General features: G+C 68.4%; 19 protein-coding genes. 5 read left to right on the top strand and 14 right to left on the bottom strand.

Annotated elements, in window-relative coordinates; translation table 11 throughout:
* Nucleotides 1–89: 89 nt before the first annotated feature.
* Nucleotides 90–1,040, top strand: coding sequence for a helix-turn-helix transcriptional regulator (locus B5D37_RS13845; RefSeq protein ID WP_078759327.1), 951 nt, complete (start codon nt 90–92; stop codon nt 1,038–1,040).
* A gap of 6 nt (nt 1,041–1,046) precedes the next feature.
* Here B5D37_RS13845 and B5D37_RS13840 read toward each other — a convergent pair whose 3' ends face one another.
* The 6 genes from B5D37_RS13840 to B5D37_RS13815 form a co-directional block, all read right to left on the bottom strand.
* Complete coding sequence (locus B5D37_RS13840) at nt 1,047–2,000, bottom strand: glutaminase (RefSeq protein ID WP_234987910.1); 954 nt, start codon at nt 1,998–2,000, stop codon at nt 1,047–1,049.
* Between the two features lie 101 nt (nt 2,001–2,101).
* Nucleotides 2,102–2,629 (bottom strand): type 1 glutamine amidotransferase domain-containing protein, encoded by a 528-nt coding sequence (locus B5D37_RS13835; protein ID WP_078759326.1) that lies wholly within the window; start codon nt 2,627–2,629, stop codon nt 2,102–2,104.
* A 71-nt stretch (nt 2,630–2,700) separates the two neighbouring features.
* Nucleotides 2,701–3,216: a GFA family protein gene (locus tag B5D37_RS13830; RefSeq protein WP_078759325.1), complete on the bottom strand. Its 516-nt coding sequence runs from the start codon at nt 3,214–3,216 to the stop codon at nt 2,701–2,703.
* The gene (locus B5D37_RS13825) at nt 3,213–3,482 is read right to left on the bottom strand and encodes a hypothetical protein (RefSeq protein WP_078759324.1); all 270 of its coding nucleotides are present in this window, start codon (nt 3,480–3,482) and stop codon (nt 3,213–3,215) included. The genes B5D37_RS13830 and B5D37_RS13825 overlap by 4 nt, the downstream gene beginning before the upstream one ends.
* A gap of 13 nt (nt 3,483–3,495) precedes the next feature.
* On the bottom strand, nt 3,496–6,057 hold the full coding sequence (locus B5D37_RS13820) for a glucose/quinate/shikimate family membrane-bound PQQ-dependent dehydrogenase (RefSeq protein WP_078759323.1): 2,562 nt from the start codon (nt 6,055–6,057) through the stop codon (nt 3,496–3,498).
* 65 nt (nt 6,058–6,122) lie between these two features.
* The gene (locus B5D37_RS13815; protein WP_078759322.1) at nt 6,123–7,052 is read right to left on the bottom strand and encodes a M14 family metallopeptidase; all 930 of its coding nucleotides are present in this window, start codon (nt 7,050–7,052) and stop codon (nt 6,123–6,125) included.
* Between the two features lie 210 nt (nt 7,053–7,262).
* On the opposite strand from B5D37_RS13815, the gene azu reads away from it, so the two are divergent.
* Nucleotides 7,263–7,886, top strand: coding sequence for an azurin (gene azu, locus B5D37_RS13810; protein ID WP_078759321.1), 624 nt, complete (start codon nt 7,263–7,265; stop codon nt 7,884–7,886).
* A 27-nt stretch (nt 7,887–7,913) separates the two neighbouring features.
* On the opposite strand, the gene yedA is transcribed toward azu, so the two are convergent.
* The 3 genes from yedA to B5D37_RS13795 all read right to left on the bottom strand — a co-directional run bounded on the left by yedA (nt 7,914) and on the right by B5D37_RS13795 (nt 10,264).
* Nucleotides 7,914–8,867: a drug/metabolite exporter YedA gene (gene yedA, locus B5D37_RS13805; protein ID WP_078759320.1), complete on the bottom strand. Its 954-nt coding sequence runs from the start codon at nt 8,865–8,867 to the stop codon at nt 7,914–7,916.
* A 73-nt stretch (nt 8,868–8,940) separates the two neighbouring features.
* Nucleotides 8,941–9,471, bottom strand: coding sequence for a DUF1453 family protein (locus B5D37_RS13800; protein WP_078759319.1), 531 nt, complete (start codon nt 9,469–9,471; stop codon nt 8,941–8,943).
* A 10-nt stretch (nt 9,472–9,481) separates the two neighbouring features.
* Nucleotides 9,482–10,264 (bottom strand): DUF72 domain-containing protein, encoded by a 783-nt coding sequence (locus B5D37_RS13795; RefSeq protein WP_078759318.1) that lies wholly within the window; start codon nt 10,262–10,264, stop codon nt 9,482–9,484.
* A 308-nt stretch (nt 10,265–10,572) separates the two neighbouring features.
* Here B5D37_RS13795 and B5D37_RS13790 point away from each other — a divergent pair, with 308 nt between their 5' ends.
* Nucleotides 10,573–11,634 (top strand): alpha/beta hydrolase, encoded by a 1,062-nt coding sequence (locus B5D37_RS13790; protein WP_078759317.1) that lies wholly within the window; start codon nt 10,573–10,575, stop codon nt 11,632–11,634.
* A 112-nt stretch (nt 11,635–11,746) separates the two neighbouring features.
* Nucleotides 11,747–12,847, top strand: coding sequence for an NAD(P)/FAD-dependent oxidoreductase (locus tag B5D37_RS13785; protein WP_078759316.1), 1,101 nt, complete (start codon nt 11,747–11,749; stop codon nt 12,845–12,847).
* A gap of 27 nt (nt 12,848–12,874) precedes the next feature.
* Here B5D37_RS13785 and B5D37_RS13780 read toward each other — a convergent pair whose 3' ends face one another.
* Nucleotides 12,875–13,900 carry a serine hydrolase domain-containing protein gene (locus tag B5D37_RS13780; protein ID WP_200809257.1) on the bottom strand — a complete coding sequence of 342 codons (1,026 nt, stop codon included), beginning with the start codon at nt 13,898–13,900 and terminating at the stop codon, nt 12,875–12,877.
* Nucleotides 13,901–14,138: 238 nt separating this feature from the next.
* On the opposite strand from B5D37_RS13780, the gene B5D37_RS13775 reads away from it, so the two are divergent.
* On the top strand, nt 14,139–14,894 hold the full coding sequence (locus B5D37_RS13775) for a GAF domain-containing protein (RefSeq protein WP_078759314.1): 756 nt from the start codon (nt 14,139–14,141) through the stop codon (nt 14,892–14,894).
* Between the two features lie 51 nt (nt 14,895–14,945).
* On the opposite strand, the gene B5D37_RS13770 is transcribed toward B5D37_RS13775, so the two are convergent.
* The 4 genes from B5D37_RS13770 to B5D37_RS13755 form a co-directional block, all read right to left on the bottom strand.
* On the bottom strand, nt 14,946–16,388 hold the full coding sequence (locus B5D37_RS13770; protein WP_078759313.1) for a UdgX family uracil-DNA binding protein: 1,443 nt from the start codon (nt 16,386–16,388) through the stop codon (nt 14,946–14,948).
* A complete protein-coding gene (locus B5D37_RS13765) occupies nt 16,388–17,614 on the bottom strand; it encodes a putative DNA modification/repair radical SAM protein (RefSeq protein ID WP_078759312.1) in 1,227 nt (408 codons plus the stop codon). Before B5D37_RS13765 ends, B5D37_RS13770 begins: the two co-directional genes overlap by 1 nt.
* A gap of 95 nt (nt 17,615–17,709) precedes the next feature.
* Nucleotides 17,710–18,267 carry a hypothetical protein gene (locus B5D37_RS13760; protein ID WP_078759311.1) on the bottom strand — a complete coding sequence of 186 codons (558 nt, stop codon included), beginning with the start codon at nt 18,265–18,267 and terminating at the stop codon, nt 17,710–17,712.
* Between the two features lie 61 nt (nt 18,268–18,328).
* Nucleotides 18,329–18,543, bottom strand: a 215-nt coding sequence (locus B5D37_RS13755) for an integrase core domain-containing protein (RefSeq protein WP_143814335.1), incomplete at its 5' end; no start/stop codon positions are given.

Raw genomic sequence — 18,543 nt, 5'->3', positions numbered from 1 at the left:
TGCGGTGGTGGGTTGGATGACGCCACCCTATCGGCCATCAAGGACAGATACTGTCCTCCATAGTCGTCGGAACCGACCGAAGCGATCCCATGCTGTCCACCTCTGCCCGCCTGCTCCGGCTTGCCTCACTCCTCCAGTCCCGGTGCCACTGGCCCGGCCCGGAGCTGGCCGCGCGCCTCGGGATCGACGCCCGCACGTTGCGGCGTGACATCGACCGCCTGCGCAGCCTCGGCTACCCGCTCGAAGCCTCGTCCGGCCGTGGCGGTGGCTATTCGCTCGGCCGCGGTGCCATCCTGCCACCGTTGACGCTGGATGACACCGAAGCCGTGACGCTCGCGGTCGCCCTGCGTGCGGCAAGCGCGACGATGGCCGGCATCGAAGAGCCGGCCCGCGAGTTGCTGGCCAAGCTCGACCAGTGGCTGCCCGCGCGCGTGCGCCGTCGTGCCAGCGCGTTGCATGAAGTGACGATGTCGGTCGACGTGTCGGGGCCGCTCGTGAATGCCGACGTGCTCGCCACCATCGCCGCCGCCTGTCGCGACCACCTCCAGTTGCGGTTCCGATACCGCAGCCACGACGGCAGCGAGAGCGACCGCAAGGTCGAGCCGGCCCGGCTGATCAACTACGGGCGACGCTGGTACTTGGCCGCGTGGGATTGCGACCGCGACGACTGGCGCACCTTCCGCACCGATCGCATCGCCGCGCCGATCACCATCGGCCCGGCTTTCACATCTCGCGATGCCGGCTACGATTTCCTGACGCACATCCGCCGCGCCGTCGCCTGGTCACCATTCGACCACCGCATCACCGTGCGGCTGCAGGGTGGCGTGGAAGAGCTCGCCGCGGCGATCCCCGAGTGGTGCGGCGTGCTGGTGGCGGAGACCGCAGAGACCACGCTCCTTGATGTCGGTGGCGAATCACCGGAGTCGCTGCTGGCCCATTTGTGCATCATCGGCCGCCCGTTCGAACTGGTCGATGGTGGAGGCAGCCTGCCGGACATCAAGGCCGCACACGCGCGCGTCGGCGCAGCGCTCGGCTGTTGACCCGGCTCAGAACACCGACAACCCGGTCATCTGGGCGAAACGATGCAGCGCGAAGCGCCCAAGTATCGAATTGCCCTGATCATCCAGCCCCGGGTACCACACGCAAAGGCTCATGACGTGTGGCACCACGGCAACGATGCCGCCACCGACGCCGCTCTTGGCGGGCAGCCCGACATAGAAGGCGAAATCGCCAGCCGCGTCATAGGTGCCGGCGGTCATCATCAGCGAGTTGATGCGGGTGGCAAGCTGCCAGCTCACCACCTGCTCACCCGACACGTTGCAGCGCCCCTTGCCGGCCAGGTAGCTCACGCTGCGGGCCAGCTCCACGCAGTTCATGCGCAACGAGCACTGCAGGAAGTACAGGTCCAGCACCGCATCGACATCGTTCTTGATGTTGCCGTAGCTGCGGATGAAGTTGGCGGTGGCGATGTTGCGATAGCCGCTCTCCCGCTCGGACTTCGCCACCACTTCATCGCCGCCCACGTCTTCGCTGCCGGAACGCGCACGCATGAACTTCAGCAGCGCCTCCTCGGGCTTGTCGTAGTTCGACAGGATCACGTCGGCCACCACCAGTGCACCGGCGTTGATGAAGGGATTGCGCGGGATGCCCTTCTCGTACTCGAGCTGGATCAGCGAATTGAACGGGTCGCCGGACGGTTCGCGGTCCACCCGCTCCCACAGCGCGTCGCCGACCGCATCCAGCGCCATCGTCAGCGTATGCACCTTGGAGATGCTCTGGATCGAGAACGCCTCGCGCGAGTCGCCGACCTCGAACACGTGACCTTCGCGCGTCACCAGCGCCATGCCGAACTGGTCGAGCGGAACATGGGCCAGCGCATCGATGTAGTTGGCCACCTTGCCCTCGCCGAACCGCGCCCGGACCTCCTCGTGGATGGTGCCGAGGATGTCGGGCAGGTCGAGCTCGGTGATGTCGAACTGGTTCTGGATGGGTTCGTGCACGGGCGATTCCTTGTTATCCGGTCGGCAACGTTAGCAGGTGTCGACCCAGGTGCGCGTGCGCGGCGGCAGCTGCGTCGCTAGCCGCTGCCGCCCGTGGCCACCTAGCGCAGTGCGTTGGCGACCGCGTCGCTGAAAGCCGGGATATCGTCGGGCTTGCGGCTGGTGATCAGGTGACCGTCCGTCACCACCTCCGCATCCTTCCAGCGGGCGCCGGCGTTCTCCAGATCCGTCCTGACCGACGGCCACGACGTCACCTCGCGCCCTTTGGCGGCACCCGCCTCCACCAGCAACCACGGACCATGGCAGATGGCGGCCAGCGGCTTCCCGGCCTTGTCGAAAGCGCGGACAAAATCCACGGCAGCAGACTCCATGCGCAGCAGGTCCGGATTGATCTGGCCGCCGGGCAGCACCAGCGCGTCGTAGTCGCCGGGCGAGGCCTTTGACAGCTCCACGTCCACCGGCACGGTGTCGCCCCAGTTCTTCTCCTTCCAGCCGCGGATCTCGCCGGACTTGGGTGAGATGACATCGACATCGAAGCCTGCGTCCTTGAGGCGCTTGCGCGGCTCCATCAGCTCGGACTGCTCGAAACCGTCGGTGGCGAGGATGGCGATTCGCTTGGATCCAGCCATGTGGATGCTCCTGTTGCGGGGGAGGCCACACCCTAGGGAGCGCGGGGTTCAAGCGTAGTGAACCCGGACAGTCACGGCCCCGGCTTTCCGTCCCCGCCACGCGCGTCCAGCAGGCCCTGGCGGCGATGCCATTGTTCCAGCGACTCCTCCGGGAAGTGATCGAAATGCCGGTCATCCTCCCCGTCAGGCACCAGCACCCAGTTCGCTTTCGAGTCGAGCAGCATGTGCACGCGTTCAGGGGCCGCCGGCAACGGCGTGTCGATGGCCGAGGCATGCGGGTGCACCAGCTCCGGCCATTCCGGGTCGTACAGCCAAAGCGCGCTGCCGCATCCGGTGCAGAAGTGCCGCTGGCCCGAGCTGATACGGCAGCCCCCGTCCTCTTCCGGGATTCGGGCGTGGTAGACGCCCAGGTGCTTCTTCCCCTCGACCTGCAAGGTGTCGGCGTAGGCACCCAGGTTGATCGCGCTACCGCTGCCGCCTGCCGTCTTGCGGCAGATCGAGCAGTAGCACTGCATGAACGGCACGGGCGCGTACGCCTCGCATCTGAAGCGGACTTGTCCGCAGTGGCAGGAACCTTCGATCTTCATAGGCGGTTCTCCTCCCGCATCCGCGCCATCCGCACGCGCACGTGGCGGATGAACAGCGCCAGCAGCAGGCTCAGGCACAACACGGTGAAAACCAGTGCCGCCAGCAGCTGCGGGGCGTGCGTGCAGTCCACGCCGATGGGTGTCGCCTCGGCCATGCAGGCCGGCAGGTCCGCCTGCATCAGCTGGATCCACCACCATAACGACGCGCCGGCGAGTAACGCCGACACCGCCGCAAGTACCAACATGACGCCGGTCGCCTTCTTCATGTTCGATTCCCGCTCAACGTTGGACCGATGGTAGGGCGTACGCGATCACGTGGTCCCCCGCCCTGGTATCGATGGACCCGTGGCCACCGGCGATGACCAGCAGGTATTGCCGGCCGTCACTGCCCAGGTAGGTCATCGGCGTTGCTTGTCCGCCAGCCGGCAGGCGTGCACGCCACAGCTCCTCGCCGTTATCGACGTCATAGCCACGCACGTAGTAGTCGAGCGTGCCGGAAAGGAAGGCGACCCCACCTGCGGTCATGATCGGGCCGCCCAGGCTGGGCACGCCCATCTCGAAGGGGAGCGGCAGCGGCGACGCGTCACGCACGGTGCCGTTCTTGTGGCGCCAGATGTGCTCGCCGGTGGTGAGGTCCGATACCGCCACGAAACCCCACGGTGGCTCCTGGCAGGGCAGCCCGAGCATCGAGGTGAAGGGTCCCATCTCCACCGCGAAGGGCGCACCGAAGTTCTCGTTGAGGTTGGGCAGCGCACTATGCGGCGGCGCGTCCTTGGCATCCGCCGGCTCGTTGACGTACAGCGTCGAGTCGTCCTCGCGCGGGATCAGCCTGGACACGAATGCCAGCCGCGCCGGCGTGGTGAACGTCACTTGCCGCACCGGATCGACCGCCACGCTGCCCCAGTTGAACACACCGAAGTTGCCCGGGTAGATCAGCGAACCTTCCACGCTGGGCGGCGTGTAGCGACCTTCATAGCGCAGCTTGTGCAGCGAGATGCGGCAGGCCATCTGGTCGAACAGGCTGGCGCCGAACATGTCACGGCCCTGGAGTGGTGGCGGATCGTAGGACAGCGCGGAGACCGGCTGGGTCGGCGCCGCCCAGTCACCCTCCGCCGCGCCCTGCGGCACCGGCCTTTCCGTCACCGGCAGCAGCGGTTCTCCACTGCGGCGATCGAGGACGAAGACTTCGCCCTGCTTGGTCGGTTGCACCAGCGCAGGCACCTGCCGTCCGTCGATGGTGAGGTCGATCAGGGACGGTTGCGAGGGCACGTCGTAGTCCCAGAGGTCGTGGTGCACGGTCTGGAAGACCCAGCGCAGCGCGCCGGTTTCCAGGTCCAGGGCCACCACCGAGGACGAAATCCGCTCGACCTCGGGGCTGCGGTTGCCGCCCCACTGGTCGGGCGGCTGGTTACCCATCGGCACGTAGACCAGGCCCAGTTTCTCGTCGACGCTGGAGATGGACCAGCTGTTGGGCGAGGTGGGCGTGTAGGTCTGGCCGTCCGGCAGCGGGTCGGTCTGGCCGGGATTGGCCGGATCCCAGTTCCACACCAGCTCGCCGGTATCCACGTCGAATGCACGGATGACGCCGGAGGGCTCGGTGGTGGATACGTTGTCGAGCACCGTGCCGCCGATGATCAGCAGCGACTCGGTGACCACCGCCGGCGAGGTCGAGTAGTACGAACCGGGGTTCACGTGCGGCATGTTCGCCCACAGGTCGATCTGCCCCGTGCCGTTGCCGAACCCGCGGCAGATGCGGCCGTCGTCCGGGTTCAGCGCAATCACGCGTCCGTCCGCGGTCGGCATGAACAGGCGGGCGGTGCAATCGTCGGTGGTGGGCAGGTCGAAGGCGGCAACCGGCGCGCCGGAGGGCGTCTGGCGGGTGGTGGCCGCGGCCGGAGCGTCTTCGACCGCTCTGGTCGGTGCAGCGTCCTGGGGCGTGGCTGCGTTCACGCTGGGCTCCTCGCCCGCCGCCAAGGCGTCGCTCGTCGGCCCCGGGTGGTAGGACAACCCGCGGCAGGTCAGGTGCTGCAATGCCAGCTCGCCCTGGATCTGCGGGTCGACCCGCCAGACTTCCTCGCCGGTGGTGGCATCCAGCGCGATGATCGACTGGTGCGGCGTGCACAGGTACAGGCGATCACCGATCTTCAGCGGAGTGACCTCGAAGGTCGTCTCCACCGGGTCGCCCGGCTGTCCGCGGACATCTCCGGTGCGGTATTCCCAGGCGACTTCGAGCTCGTCCACGTTTTCCGGCGTGATCTGGTCGAGCGGCGAGTAGCGCTGGCCATGGCCGGTCCTGCCGTAGGCGTGCCACTCCCCCGCCGGCACCCCTTCGGTAACGGCGGGCGGGCCGTCGGCGACCTGCGGCACGACGCCTTCGATGCGATGCGGGTCGTTGAACCATGAGGCGATCGATACTGCGAGCACCAGCCCGGCGGCAACCAACACCGCGCCCCAACCGCCCTTCGACCTCGCACGATGCTGCACCGGCTCCGGACTATTGCGCCTGTCGAACAGGCCCCTTCGCGGCCACGGTGTCAGCAGCCAACAGCCCAGCAGGAACGGCACGCCCAGGCGCGCGGCCAGCGGCCACCAGTCCAGCCCGGCCTCCCAGTACGCCCACGCCAGCGAGCCGAGCAGCAATACGGCGTAAAGCCACAGTGCGGCGGGCTTGCGCACCAGCAACAGCACGCCGGTTGCCAGGAAACCGGCACCTGCGATCGCGTAGTACCAGGAACCCCCGAGCGCGATCAACTGGATGCCCCCGACGAGCAGGACAAGGCCAATGGCGACCATCAGGGCCGCTGTCACCATCAGCGCGGGGGAACGTTGTCCGGAGTACATGGGGAGCTCCTTGCCCAAAGACCTGAGCAGCCCCTGTTACGCCAGCAGGCGTCCACGCAGCGTGGTCATCTACCGCGCGGATGGGCCAATGCGAAGTCGAGCGCGGCACAGATGGCCGCGACCTGCGCGTCGTTGCACTGCCGTGGCGTCGCCTTCGGGCTGTCGGGGTAGACCTCGGTGGTGGTCCTGTAGGGCGCATCCGTCAGGCTTGCGCACAGCCCCAGCTGCTTGACCGGATAGTTGATGACGCCACGCCCGACCACCGGCGAGCCGATGATCTCCCCGTTGGCATCGGCAGGAGCGATGTGTGTCACCTTCGCCACCGCATCGATCACTGCCTGCTGGAATTCCGGCTGCGGGTCCACGCTGTCGCCCACCAGGTAGAAGCCGTCGGGAATCTCCCCCGGCTCGTAGGGCTTGCCATCCCGGGCTGCCAGCGCCGGCCGGAACTCGGATTCGTCGCTGTCGGTGGTCTCGTGCAGGTCCACGTGCACCAGCACCCGATCCTGCAGCGGCGCTACCAGTGCCATCAACGCGGCGGACTCCATGGCCGGGCTGTCGGTGACGAAGGAGCGGTTCGGATCCACCGCGTGCATGTTCCAACGGTGGATGCGCTCGTAAGCCCATGGACTGACGCAAGGCGCGACCAGCAGGTTGAGGCGGCCGGCATAGCCTGCGGCCCGATCCCGGAGGAACTGCAACGCACCATGCACGCCGCTGGTTTCATAGCCGTGTACGCCACCCGTCACCAGTGCGATCGGCAGGTCGTCGCGCCATTCCAGGCTCCTCACCGCGACCAGCGGCAACGATTCGGGCGGATAGTCGAGCTGGCCGTACTCCAGCACCTCGAAGCGCCCTTCCAGTTGCTCCAGCGGCGCCAGGACATCTTCCCTGTAGCTGCGCTGGCGGCTCTGGCGCGACAGCCATTCCGCGCACTCGGCACCACCCCAAGGGGTGCCGGGGGTGCCGATCGGATACGGTGATGCGTGGGCCATGGTCAAGGTTCCGCGGTATCGAGGGCCGCCCATGATGAAGGGGGCCAACGCCGCGGCCAAGCCACTGCCCCGCAAAACACGCGCGCGACACATGCGCAGCGCTCACCTCGGCCTTACAGCCACGACGTTACAACGGACCCGCTTCGCCGCCGGGCGGGCCTGACTCCAGGCGCCCGGCACCACCTGAAGACCTGATGGAGGCACTTCCACATGAACAACACCCAGATCACCGCTCTTGCCGCCGCCTGCCTGTTCGGACTGGCCGCCTGTGGGAACGACGCGCCGCCGGCTTCCGATCCGCCGGTTGCACCGGCCACCACCACGGCCCCGGACACGGCATCCACGGACGCGCCGCCGACCGCTGCCACTCCAGCGGATGCTGGCACCGCAACGCCTGCCGCCAGCGCCCCGGCGCCGGCCGACAACGGCAAGCCCGCCGCCGTGGTCAACGACTGCAGCACCACCATCGAAGGCAACGACGCCATGCAGTTCGACGTCGGGTCGATCACCGTGCCCTCGTCGTGCAGCGAGTTCACCATCACCCTCGAGCACACCGGACAGATGCCGGTGGCCGCGATGGGTCACAACGTGGTGATCTCGAAGGCTGCCGACCGCGAGGCCGTTGCCCAGGCCGGCATGTCGGCAGGCGTGGACGGCGACTACGTGGATCCGAACGACGAGCGAGTCATCGCCCACACCGAGCTGATCGGTGGCGGCGAGAGCACCTCGGTCACGTTCCCGGTCAGCGACATTCAGGGCGATGGCCCGTACGAGTTCTTCTGCAGCTTCCCGGGCCACTGGGCGGTCATGCGCGGCTCGATCCAGGTCGGATAGCACTGCGGCCGCAGCACTTCCGGGTGCTCAGGAGACACGCGGGGCGCTCCCTGGAGGAGCGCCCTTCTTTTGCCGGGCGAGCGTGATCACGGCGACGCCCACCAGGATGATCGCCATGCCCGCCAGATCGAACGGCCCGACGGTCTCCCCCAACAGCACGACGCCCAGCAACACCGCTACCGGTGGATTGACATAGGCATAGCTGGTCGCGACCGCCGGCCGGGCGTGCCTGAGCACGTACAGATACGCGCTGAACGCCAGGATCGACCCGAACACCGCCAGGTAAGCCAGGGCCAACGTGGCCCGCAGGGTCGGATCCGACGGCAGCTCCTCGCCCGTGGCGAAACCGACCCCCAGCAGCGCAACACTGGCGCACAGCATCTGCGCAGCGGTGTTCATCGGCCCCGACGGCATGTCCTGGCGCTTGCTCCAGACCGAGCCGAAGGCCCAGCACATCGCCGCCGTCAGCAACGCGATGGCGCCGATGGTTTCCCCCGACAGCCCGCTGCCCAGGTTGAGCACGATGACGCCCGCGAACCCCACCAGCAGGCCGACCATCTCCCGTCGCGTTGGCCACTGCCCATACATCGCCCCGAAGGAGGCCGCGAACAGGGGCATGCTCGACACCGCCACGGCGGCGATGCCGGAGCTCACCCGCTCTTCCGCGAAACAGACCAGCCCGTTGCCGAAGCCCAGCAGCAGCACGCCGGTAATGGCCGCGTTGCGCCACTGCAACCGGGTCGGCGGCGCGTGTCCCCGCCAGCGGAGGAACCCGTACAGCACCACGCCGGCGCATATGAAGCGCACCCCCGCCAGCAGGAACGGCGGATAGCTTTCCAGCGCAATGATGATGCCCAGGTAGGTGGAGCCCCACACCAGGTAGAGCGTCAGCAGCGCGAGCGGGATGAGTATCCGCGGCTCGAACCATGGCGATTCGGGGGCCGGAGTCGTCACGACGGCGGGGGTGGCTGGATCGGACATGGGAGTGCCGTGGCGCGGGGCCGGACATTATCCGCCTGGCCCATGCCGCAAACGAGTGCCTGTCGCGCGTCCTTCAGCGCCGCAGCCGGGAGACCCGTGCACGCAGCCCCCATGCTGTCGCCAGCGCAAACCCCAACAGGACGCCACCGACCGCCAGCAAGCCACCGCGGGTGATCAACGCAAGTGCGCCGGTGTCGGCCTGCGCGTCACCCCAGGCGAGCCAGATCCCCAGCACGATGCGCAGCACCAACAGCAGCGACAGCCCGAGGACCAGCCAGCGGTTGGGCGTACGGAACAGCCCCTCCGGTTGGATCTCGAACCTGTCCAGCCTCAGGCCAGCCATGCCCACCAGGATGCCCACCAGCAGCCCCACCGCCGCATCCCTCAACGCATCGGCCACCCAATAGCCGATTGCCGCGGCACCGGCCAGGAATACCAGCACCGAGACCGCAAGCAGCCACGCGTTCGCCGAGACTACCCACGGCTGCACGCGGCGCCGGGCACGCCCGCGGCGATAGCGCTGGACCATCGACAGCGGCATCAGCAGCACCGCCAGCGCGAGCAGCAAGGGCAAGAAAAGTGGCAACAACAGGATCAACGGCATCCGAATGGCCTTACGGGCTCGAGGCAGCCATGATGCCGTGGATCAGGTCCTGCAGGCGGGCGGCATCCTCGATCGCGTGTCCATGCGCCGTGTTGTCGAGGATGCACCACGCCGGTGACCGCGGCCTTCCCTGCCCGCACAGGTCGTGGGCCAGCGACTGCAGGGTCTCGTCGTCGTAGCGGCTGTAGTAGATGCGCGGCGATCCATGCCAGCGCCAGTAGCTCCAGCGCGCCGGGCCGCGGGCGCCAGCCGGCAAGGCCGCAGCCGGCAATCGGGCCGGATCAGCGGCAACACGTGCCACCCGATAGCGATCCCACAGTGCATCGACGCCCGGTTCGAACCAGCTGGCATGGCGCGGCTCACACGCCACCGGTGCATCGCAGCGGCGCCGCACCATGCCGAAGAACCGGTCGGCGACCCGCGCATCGAAAGCCAGGCTCGGCGGCAGCTGGACCAGCACCCCACCCAGCTTCTTGCCAAGCCCCGAGACATCGTCGAAGAACCGGGTCAGTGCGTCGCCGGTCTGCAGGAGCCGCGCCTCGTGCGTGATCTGCCGGGGCAACTTCAGCGAAAAGCGGAACCGTGCGGGAACGCTTGCGGCCCATCGCTCGAACGTGCGCGACTGGTGTGGCCGATAGAACGTCGAGTTGATTTCGGTGACGTCGAATCGCGTGGCGTAGCGCGAGAGATGGCTGTCGCCTTCTCCGAAGAGATACCGGTGACGCGAAGGTATGGACCAGCCGGCGCAACCGATGCGGACCCGAGGGGCGCGTCGCTCCCCTGGAGCCATCATCCCGTGCACGCCCGCAGCAACAGGTTCAACGCCACGGTCAGGACAATCGAAGCGACGATGCTGATCAGGCAACCGGACGTGCGGATCCTCGGGGGCATGTACAACTCGCGATCAAGACAGGGCGCGCCCAAGACTGGGGTACCGCCCGTGGGCGGCACGTCAGGACACCGTAGACCGCACACGGGCATTGGCGCGCGCGAGGCTGTCCCTGAACCGACGCCCTCCTGTCATGCCAATGTCATCATGATGCGGTAGCGCGCTCGCGCGCCACGCCGATAGCCTGCCCGGCCATCCCAGACATACCTTCCATGCTGCGCGTTGCCTTCCTGCTTGCCGCCTGCCTGCTCGTGGCGGGATTCTCTGCCTGGCCCGGGCTTGCCGGTGCCCTCGCCGGCCACCTGGTAGCGCCGGGAGGCACATCGCCCCTGTTGCCATCCGGCCCGATCGATGCGGCCCTCGCACGCTTGCCAGATCGTGGCGGCCACGTCTCCACGCGAGCGGGTGTCGATGTGTTCTGGCGCGCGATCGATCCGGGCGACTACGGCCTGCGCATGTCATGGCCGGCAGGACAGTCCGCAGCCGATGGATTCCCGGACCTGCAGTTCAACGTTCCCGCCGGACAGCCCCCTGCCCCCCGTGGCACGGTGGTGCTCCTGCACGGCTGGATGATGCACGGCGATTCGATGCTGCCCTGGGCCCTGCGCCTGGGCGAAGCGGGCTACCGCACCATCTCGATCGACCTGCGGAACCACGGTCGCTCGGGAGAGGCTCCGGCAGGCTATGGCACGCGCGAAGCCGCGGACGTGGTCGATGTCGTGGTGGCGCTGCGCGAACGCGGCGAGATCGTCGGCCCACTGCACGTGCTCGGAGTGTCCTATGGTGCGGCGACCGCGATCTTCGCTGGCGCCGACCCACGCCTGAACGCCCGGCGTATCGTCGCTCTCGAGTCGTTCTCGGCGGCCGGCACTGCGATCCGGGACATGGTTCCTTACATGCTCACGGAGGCACCCGCCCCCCCTTCCGGCTGGCTGGCGCGGCAATGGATGCATTGGCGGCTGGACGCCGACGTGCTGGACGAGGCCGTGGCCCAGGCGGGCCGGAGTCTGGAGCTGCCACTCGACGAGGTGGACGTCGGCGCCGCGCTCGCCCGGGTGCCCTGCCCGCTCCTGGTCCACGGTGACGCCGATCGCCACGTGCCGGTGAGCCACGGGCGCGCCCTCGCGGCCGCTGCTCCGCATGCCCGCTACCTCGAAATCCCCGGCGAGGATCACCTCAGCCTGCCGATGCGGCTCGACCTGCTGACGCCGGCCATCGTCGAGTGGCTGGAACAACCGGCGTGCCCGACTTCCGCCCTGGTTGCCGCCGGGTAGGCCGACGCCTCGCCGCGGCGACGGCATCCACTTCGCCCTCGCTTCACATTGGCGCCATCGTCGCCCCGCATGCCGTCGTCATCGTCGTGGCACTCCAGGACACGCGGACGCCATGCATAACCCGGACCCATCCCCAGACTTCGACGTCGTCATCGTTGGTGCCAGCTTCGCTGGCGCGGCCTGCGCGATCGCTGCTGTACAGCGCGGCCTGCGCGTGTGCGTGCTCGAGCGCAAGCAGGACCCGGGAGAGAAGCTCCGCACCACCGGGATCATCGTCAAGGAGGCCGCCGAGCAGACCCTGCTCAACCAGGTGCCGTCATCGATGACACGGCGCATCGAGGAAGTGCGCCTGTACGCGCCGAGCCTGAAGCAGGTGGCGCTGGCCGCACCGGGCTACTACTTCCTCACCACCGACACCCCCGCGGTGATGCGATGGCTGGCCGGGCAGATGCGCAGCCATGGGGTGGACCTCCGGCTCGGCACTTCGTTCACCAGTGCCGAGCCCACGCCGAACGGTTGGCAGGTCGCGGGGGTCGGTGCCACCCGCTATCTCGTCGGCGCCGACGGCGCCAGGTCCCGCGTGGCGAAACGCTGCGGCCTGGGCGAGGTACGCCAGTTCCTCTACGGCATCGAATACGAGTTCCCCGGCGCCACCCTGGAGCACCCTGGTGCCCTGCACTGCTTCATCAGCAAGCGCTATGCGCCCGGCTACATCGGATGGATCGCCCAGAGCCCTACCGGGATCCAGGCCGGGCTCGCCCTGCGGCACGACCCCGAAAACGCACGCGTGCCGGACATCGATGGCTTCCTGTTGCGCGTCGGCCAGGCCGGCGGACTGCCGCGCCGGCTGAAGCCCGGCCACACCCGTGCCGGGCTTATCCCGTGCGGAGGGCCGGTGTTCGACATGGCTCGCGACCGGGTGATCCTCATCGGCGATGCCGCCGGCATCGTCTCCCCGGTCACCGCCGGCGGCATCCATTCGGCCTGGGAGCATGGCTGGACCGTCGGCCGTGCCATCGCAGGCCACCTGAGGGACGGGGGGCCACCGGCGGAACCCCTCGCCATCGACGCCGCCCCCCGCTTCCGCGCCAAGCGCGCGTTGCGCTGGGCCTACGACCGCCTGCAGTTCGACTGGCCGTTCGACCTGCTGCTGCATTCGCCCCCGCTGCGCTGGGCGGCCGAGAAGGTGTACTTCCACAAGCGGCGGGCGTAGGCCTCGCCGGACCATTGCCGCGGCCGCTCAGCCTGTGGCGGCCTCCGCCCGCACCGATTCGATGATCCCGGCCATCAGCCGGTGCAGGTCGTCCCGGTGGCCGGTCCGTGCCGACGCTTCACTGTCGTCCGATGTCATGGCGACCGTCAGTTGCAGCGACGGCACCACGTAGAGCATCTGTCCGCCGTATCCCCACGCGTATTTCACCGGCTCGCCTGCGATGTCGCGCAGGAACCAGCCGTAACCGTAAGAGTCGCCCGTGAAGCGCGACGCCGTGCGCGGCTCCCAGGATGCGTCGATCCATTGGGTGGGCAACAGGCGCTCGCCGTTCCGCGCGCGACCACCGTTGCGGTACAGCTCCCCAAAAGCCAGCAGCGAGCGCGTGCTCATCGCCATGTTGTTGCCGCCGAAGTAAATGCCCTGCGGATCACGGTCCCAGCTGGTGATCTGGAAACCCTCCTGCGGCCCCAGCCACTCGCGCGCCAGTGCCCGTGTCGACCGGCCCGAGGCGCGGGTGAGGATGGCCGAGAGCAGGTGGGTCGAACCGGTCGAGTACAGCATCGCCCCACCCGGCTCGTCCACGAACGGCCGCGCCAGTGCGGACCGGACCCAGTTCTGGCTTGTTACCCAGCGCCCGTAGTAAGGCCCTGACGTGCGTTCCAGGCCCGCCTGCATGGACAGCAGGTGGCCGATGGTCACGCGTGACAGCCGCGGATCCGGGTCGGGCGGCAGTTCATCCCGCAGCAACGGCGCGATCGGCTGGTCGACGCCTTCCAGCACGCCCTTGTCGATCGCGATCCCGACCAGCGCAGACATCACGGTCTTCGATGCCGACTTGATGTTGGCGGGAGTCCCCGGCTCCGTCCCGCCATAGCCGCGTTCGGCGACGACCTCACCGTCGCGCGCTACCACCACCGCCTTCAGGGGCTCGATGGCGGCGGCTTCTTCAAGCAGCGCCTGGACCGACGGTCGCGGCTCGCGTGGTATCGCGGGGACCGAGGACGTGGCGGCGCGGTCGGTGGCGACGCGGTCGGCATTCTCGCTCGGAAGCACGCCCGGCGGCTGGCCACACGCGGGTATCGTCGCAAACAGGGTCAGTAACAGAAGGGTGGACGAGCGCCAGGACATGGCCCATGGTCGCAGAGACGCGTGGACGCGGCGTCGTGGAGTGGTCTGATCCGGAGGCTTGGCGCTCCGGCGAGGTGGCAATTCCAGGACTTGGCCATGCACCTGAGGGGGCGCCCAAGAGCGGTTCGGGTATCTTTGCCCCTGCCCCACCCGGACCGGCCCCATGCACGGACACACGACCACGAACGCCGACGTCGACCGTATCCAGCGGATGGAGGCGGTGCCCCGCATTCTGAAGGCCGTGGCGGAGATCACCGGCATGCGCTTCGCCGCGGTGGCCCGGGTGACGGAAACACGCTGGACCGCCTGCGCGGTGCTCGACGAACTCGGTTTCGGGCTCGAGCCCGGCGGGGACCTGGAGCTGCAGACCACGATCTGCGACGAGATCCGCCAGCACCAGCAGCCGGTCGCCTTCGACCACGCCAGCGAGCACCCGGTCTTCTCCCGGCACCACACCCCGCTCCAGTACGGACTGGAGAGCTACGTGTCCGTGCCCATTTTCCGCGGCAGCGGCGAGTTCTTCGGCACCCTGTGCGCCATCGACAGCCGTCCGGCGGCAGTGGACAACACCCGGGTGTTGAAGTCGCTGCAGCTGTTCGCGGAGATGATCGGCATGCAACTGGAGCTCATCGACGACCTGGATGCCGCCCGCACGCGCCTGCGCAACGTGCAGTTCCGGCAGGCACTGGTCACCGAGACCGAGCGGGATATCCGGGATGTGTTCCAGCCGATCCTGACCTCTCTGTACCTGTTGCGCACCTCCCCGACGCTTTCGGGGGAGGACCGCAACCTGGTGGAAGAGATGGACACGTGGTGCCTGCAACTCAGCGACTTGCTGCACCAGCAGTTGGATGCCGCCGTGGGCCGGATCGAGCAACGGCTGAGTGACACGCTCGAGAGGGAGGTTGTCGCTTCCTGAGGATCGGCACGCCAATGGTCGATCCGGCAGCCGTCAGCTTGCTTGCGTCAGCTAAGCGGACCGCGCCTGCTCCATTGCATCGCGCAGGTGTGCCAGGTCGGCGACGAACGCGGGCCATGCGGCCTCCCGCTCTCCGGCGGGAAGCCGCAGGAGCCAGGACGGATGGACCGTGGCAAGTGCCTGCACGCCTTCGCCCATGGGTTGCCAGCGCCCCCTGTGCTCCATCAGCCGGAAGCCCGGCCCAAGCACCGCCCGGGCCGCGGTGGCCCCCAGGCACAACACGAACCGGGGCCGCACGCGCGCCAATTCGGCCTCCAGCCATGGCCGGCATGCCGCCTGCTCCTGCGCCGACGGGCGCTCATGCAGCCGGCGCTTTCCGCGCGGGGTGAACTTGAAGTGCTTCACGGCATTGGTGATGTAGAGCGTGCCGCGGTCGATGCCCACCTCCGCCAGTGCTCGGTTGAACAGCTGTCCGGCGGGGCCGACGAACGGCCGTCCGTGCAGGTCCTCCTGGTCCCCCGGTTGCTCGCCCACCACCATTGCCCGGGCATCGGCGGGCCCTTCGCCGAACACGGCCTGCGTCGCCGGCTCCCAGAGCGGGCAGGCGCGGCACCCGAGGACCTCGTCCCTCAACGCCTCCAGCGTGCCGACGCTGGCGGGGGCGGCGGCCTCCACGCTGGGCGCCGGGAACATCTTGCGTGGCCGGGTCGGCGCGGCGCCCACCATCGCGTACATGCGTGCGCCGGCACGGCGGATGAGGCCCGGGATCAACTCGGCCTCCGGCAGGTTCTTCCAGTACCGCACCGGCATCTCCCGCACCATGGCACCCACCTTCAGCCGCGCCGGGTTGAAGATGTTCGCGTAGTAGGTGCGCCAGAGATTTTCCAGTTCATCGGCGCCGGGGGCATCGCTTCGCTGCGCGCCGGGACCGTTGACCAGGACGCTCCCGTCCCAGTGGACGCTGCGCAGTGGCGTGAGGATCGACCAGCGCATGCCGGCGAAGCGGCGGGAGAAGAACGGCGCCACCTGGGGGAGCACGTCGTGCTCGGGTTCGAACCACGCGATGAACACCGGCCCATGCGCTCCGGCGACTTCGCGGAAGCGCACGAAGGCCTTCATCTTGTGTTTCTCGCGACGCACCGCGCGGGCGGCACGTTCGGCCCAGGCCACGTCGTCGTCGGTGGCGATGCGCAACAGCGCGCGCTCTCCATGGGTAATTCGCCACAGCAACCGGTAGAGCACCGCGTGTCGCCGGGGGTCGGAGTGCGCAAGTACCAGCGTTGCAAGGGCGACGAAATCGCGCGGTACGCGCGCCACGGCTCCCGTGGAAGACGGCGATGGCGCACCTTCCCCCGCCCCCGCGCCCAACAGGTCGCCCTGTGCCCCGGCCTGCCACTGCACCGCGTCGGGTGGCACCGCCGCCGCCAGCAGCGCACGCGCCTGGGCCCGCCACTCGGCGAGGTCGGCGCCGTCCGCCAGGAACACCGCGTGCATCAGTGGCCGAACAGATCAGGCTGGCGCGGCGGCGCGCTGTCGACCAGCACCGCCCGCAGTCTCGCGCTTTCAACGTCGCCGCGCGGCCGATGGTCGGCGGTCACCACGAACGGCCCCACCTTGCGTACCGACACGCCGAGCTTTGCAAGGTCGTCGAACCGCACGCGGCGCTGCACCCGCATCGCGAGCAACTTCTTCACCGTCGCGACGCCGAGGCCGGGCACCCGCAACAGAGTCTCGCGCGGCGCCGTGTTGAGATCGACCGGGAACCGCTCCCGGTGCCGCAGTGCCCAGGCAAGCTTGGGGTCGACCTCCAGGTCGAGCATCCCATCCGTACCCGCCGGCGCGATCTCGCCCACGTCGAACCCGTAGAACCTCATCAGCCAGTCCGCCTGGTAGAGGCGATGCTCTCGCACCAGTGGTGGCGCCCGCAGTGGCAGCGCCCGGGAGGCGTCGGGAATCGGGCTGAACGCCGAGAAGTACACGCGCTTCAAGCGGTAGTTCGCGTAGAGCGTGCCGCTGGCCTCGAGCACATCGCGGTCGCTGGCGTCATCGGCGCCGACGATCATCTGCGTGCTCTGCCCCGCCGGCGCGAAGCGCGGTGCCTTGCGCTCGGCCTTCGCCTCGTCGATGCCCAGCCGCAACCGGCCCATCGCCCTGCGGATGTCGCGCTGGTCCTTTTCCGGTGCGAGCGCCTTCAGGCCGGATTCGGTCGGCAGCTCCACGTTGATGCTCAGGCGGTCGGCCCAGCGGCCTGCGGCGGCAAGCAGCTCGGGGGAGGCATCGGGGATGGTCTTGAGGTGGATATACCCGGCGAAGCGCTCTTCCTGGCGAAGCCGCCGAGCCACTTCGACCAGCTGCTCCATGGTGTAGTCGCCGGAGCGGATGATCCCCGATGAGAGGAACAAGCCTTCGATGTAGTTGCGACGGTAGAAGTCCATCGTCAGCCGGACCACTTCTTCCACGCTGAAACGGGCGCGGCGCACGTTGGAGCTGCGCCGGTTGATGCAATAGGCGCAGTCGTAGATGCAGAAGTTGGTCAACAGGATCTTCAGCAGCGAGATGCAGCGACCGTCCGGGGCGTAGGCATGGCAGATACCCATGCCCTCGTTGGAGCCGATGCCTCCCGTGCCGCGGGAGTCGCGCTTTCGGCCGCCGCTGGACGAGCAGGACGCGTCATATTTGGCCGCATCCGCAAGCAGCCCCAGTTTCTCGCTCAGTTGCATGGGGCCATCTTCCGGAGAGCCGTCTCAACCTGTGAGACGGAGTCCGGAGTGGGGCCGACCGGCACTGAATGGTTCAGCCGGCCATTGCGCATCTTTCAGGGACCGCAGGTCCATTTGCCAGGATAGACCCGCTCGGCGCCATCCGCCCGCTGCACCTTGAGCGTCGCCGCATGCTCCGTGCTTTCGTTGCCGGTGGGCACGCGCTCGCCCCGCTCGAGTACGAGGGTCAAGCCCTTGCCGGACAGGGTGATTCCGTCGGAGAGGTCATTGAAGCCGCCGGCACGCCCGTTGCCCAGCAGTTCGACATAGCCGTTGTGGTTCACCACGGCCCGCACCGCGCCGTCCGGCACCACATCGGCTTTCGCCACCAGCAGCGACCTGCCTTCCGTATCGGCGAAGCCGCAGGCCAACTCGCCCGCGAGCTCCACGCTCTCCAGGTGCTCCGGCGCCAGGCCTTCCAGCACGATCTGCGATCCGTCACCGCCGACGGTGTCGCCAGCGGCGCTGGTGGGTGTGGCCGGCGCCGTGGCCTGCTCCGCAATCGGCGCGGCCGGCGGTTCCGCAGTACCCGGGCCCTCGTCGGATATCTCGGGGCTCGCTGCCACGCCCGTCGGGCCCTCCGAAGCGTCGCAGGCCGCGAGAGCCACGGTCATGCATAGGCAAAGCATCAAGCTGGAGCGACGCACGGGAGCAACAGGCTCCCGTGCGAGACGGCTAGTTGTGTAAACCCAGCACGTTGTTCAGCGGGATGCGGGTAATGGGCGGCTTGTAGCCAAGACTGGCGTGTAGCCGATGCCAGTTGTAGTGGTGCAGCCAGCCCGGGAGGGCGCCTGCGCGCTGTTCGGAGTTGGCATAGGAGCGTGCGTAGGCCCATTCGCGCAGGCAGGTCTGGACCAGCCGCTCGGCCTTGCCGTTGGTACGCGGGGTAT

The organism is Lysobacter spongiicola DSM 21749 (genome assembly GCF_900167055.1).
Taxonomy (GTDB): Bacteria; Pseudomonadota; Gammaproteobacteria; order Xanthomonadales; family Xanthomonadaceae; genus Novilysobacter; species Novilysobacter spongiicola.
This window is presented reverse-complemented; position numbering and strand designations above follow the sequence as displayed.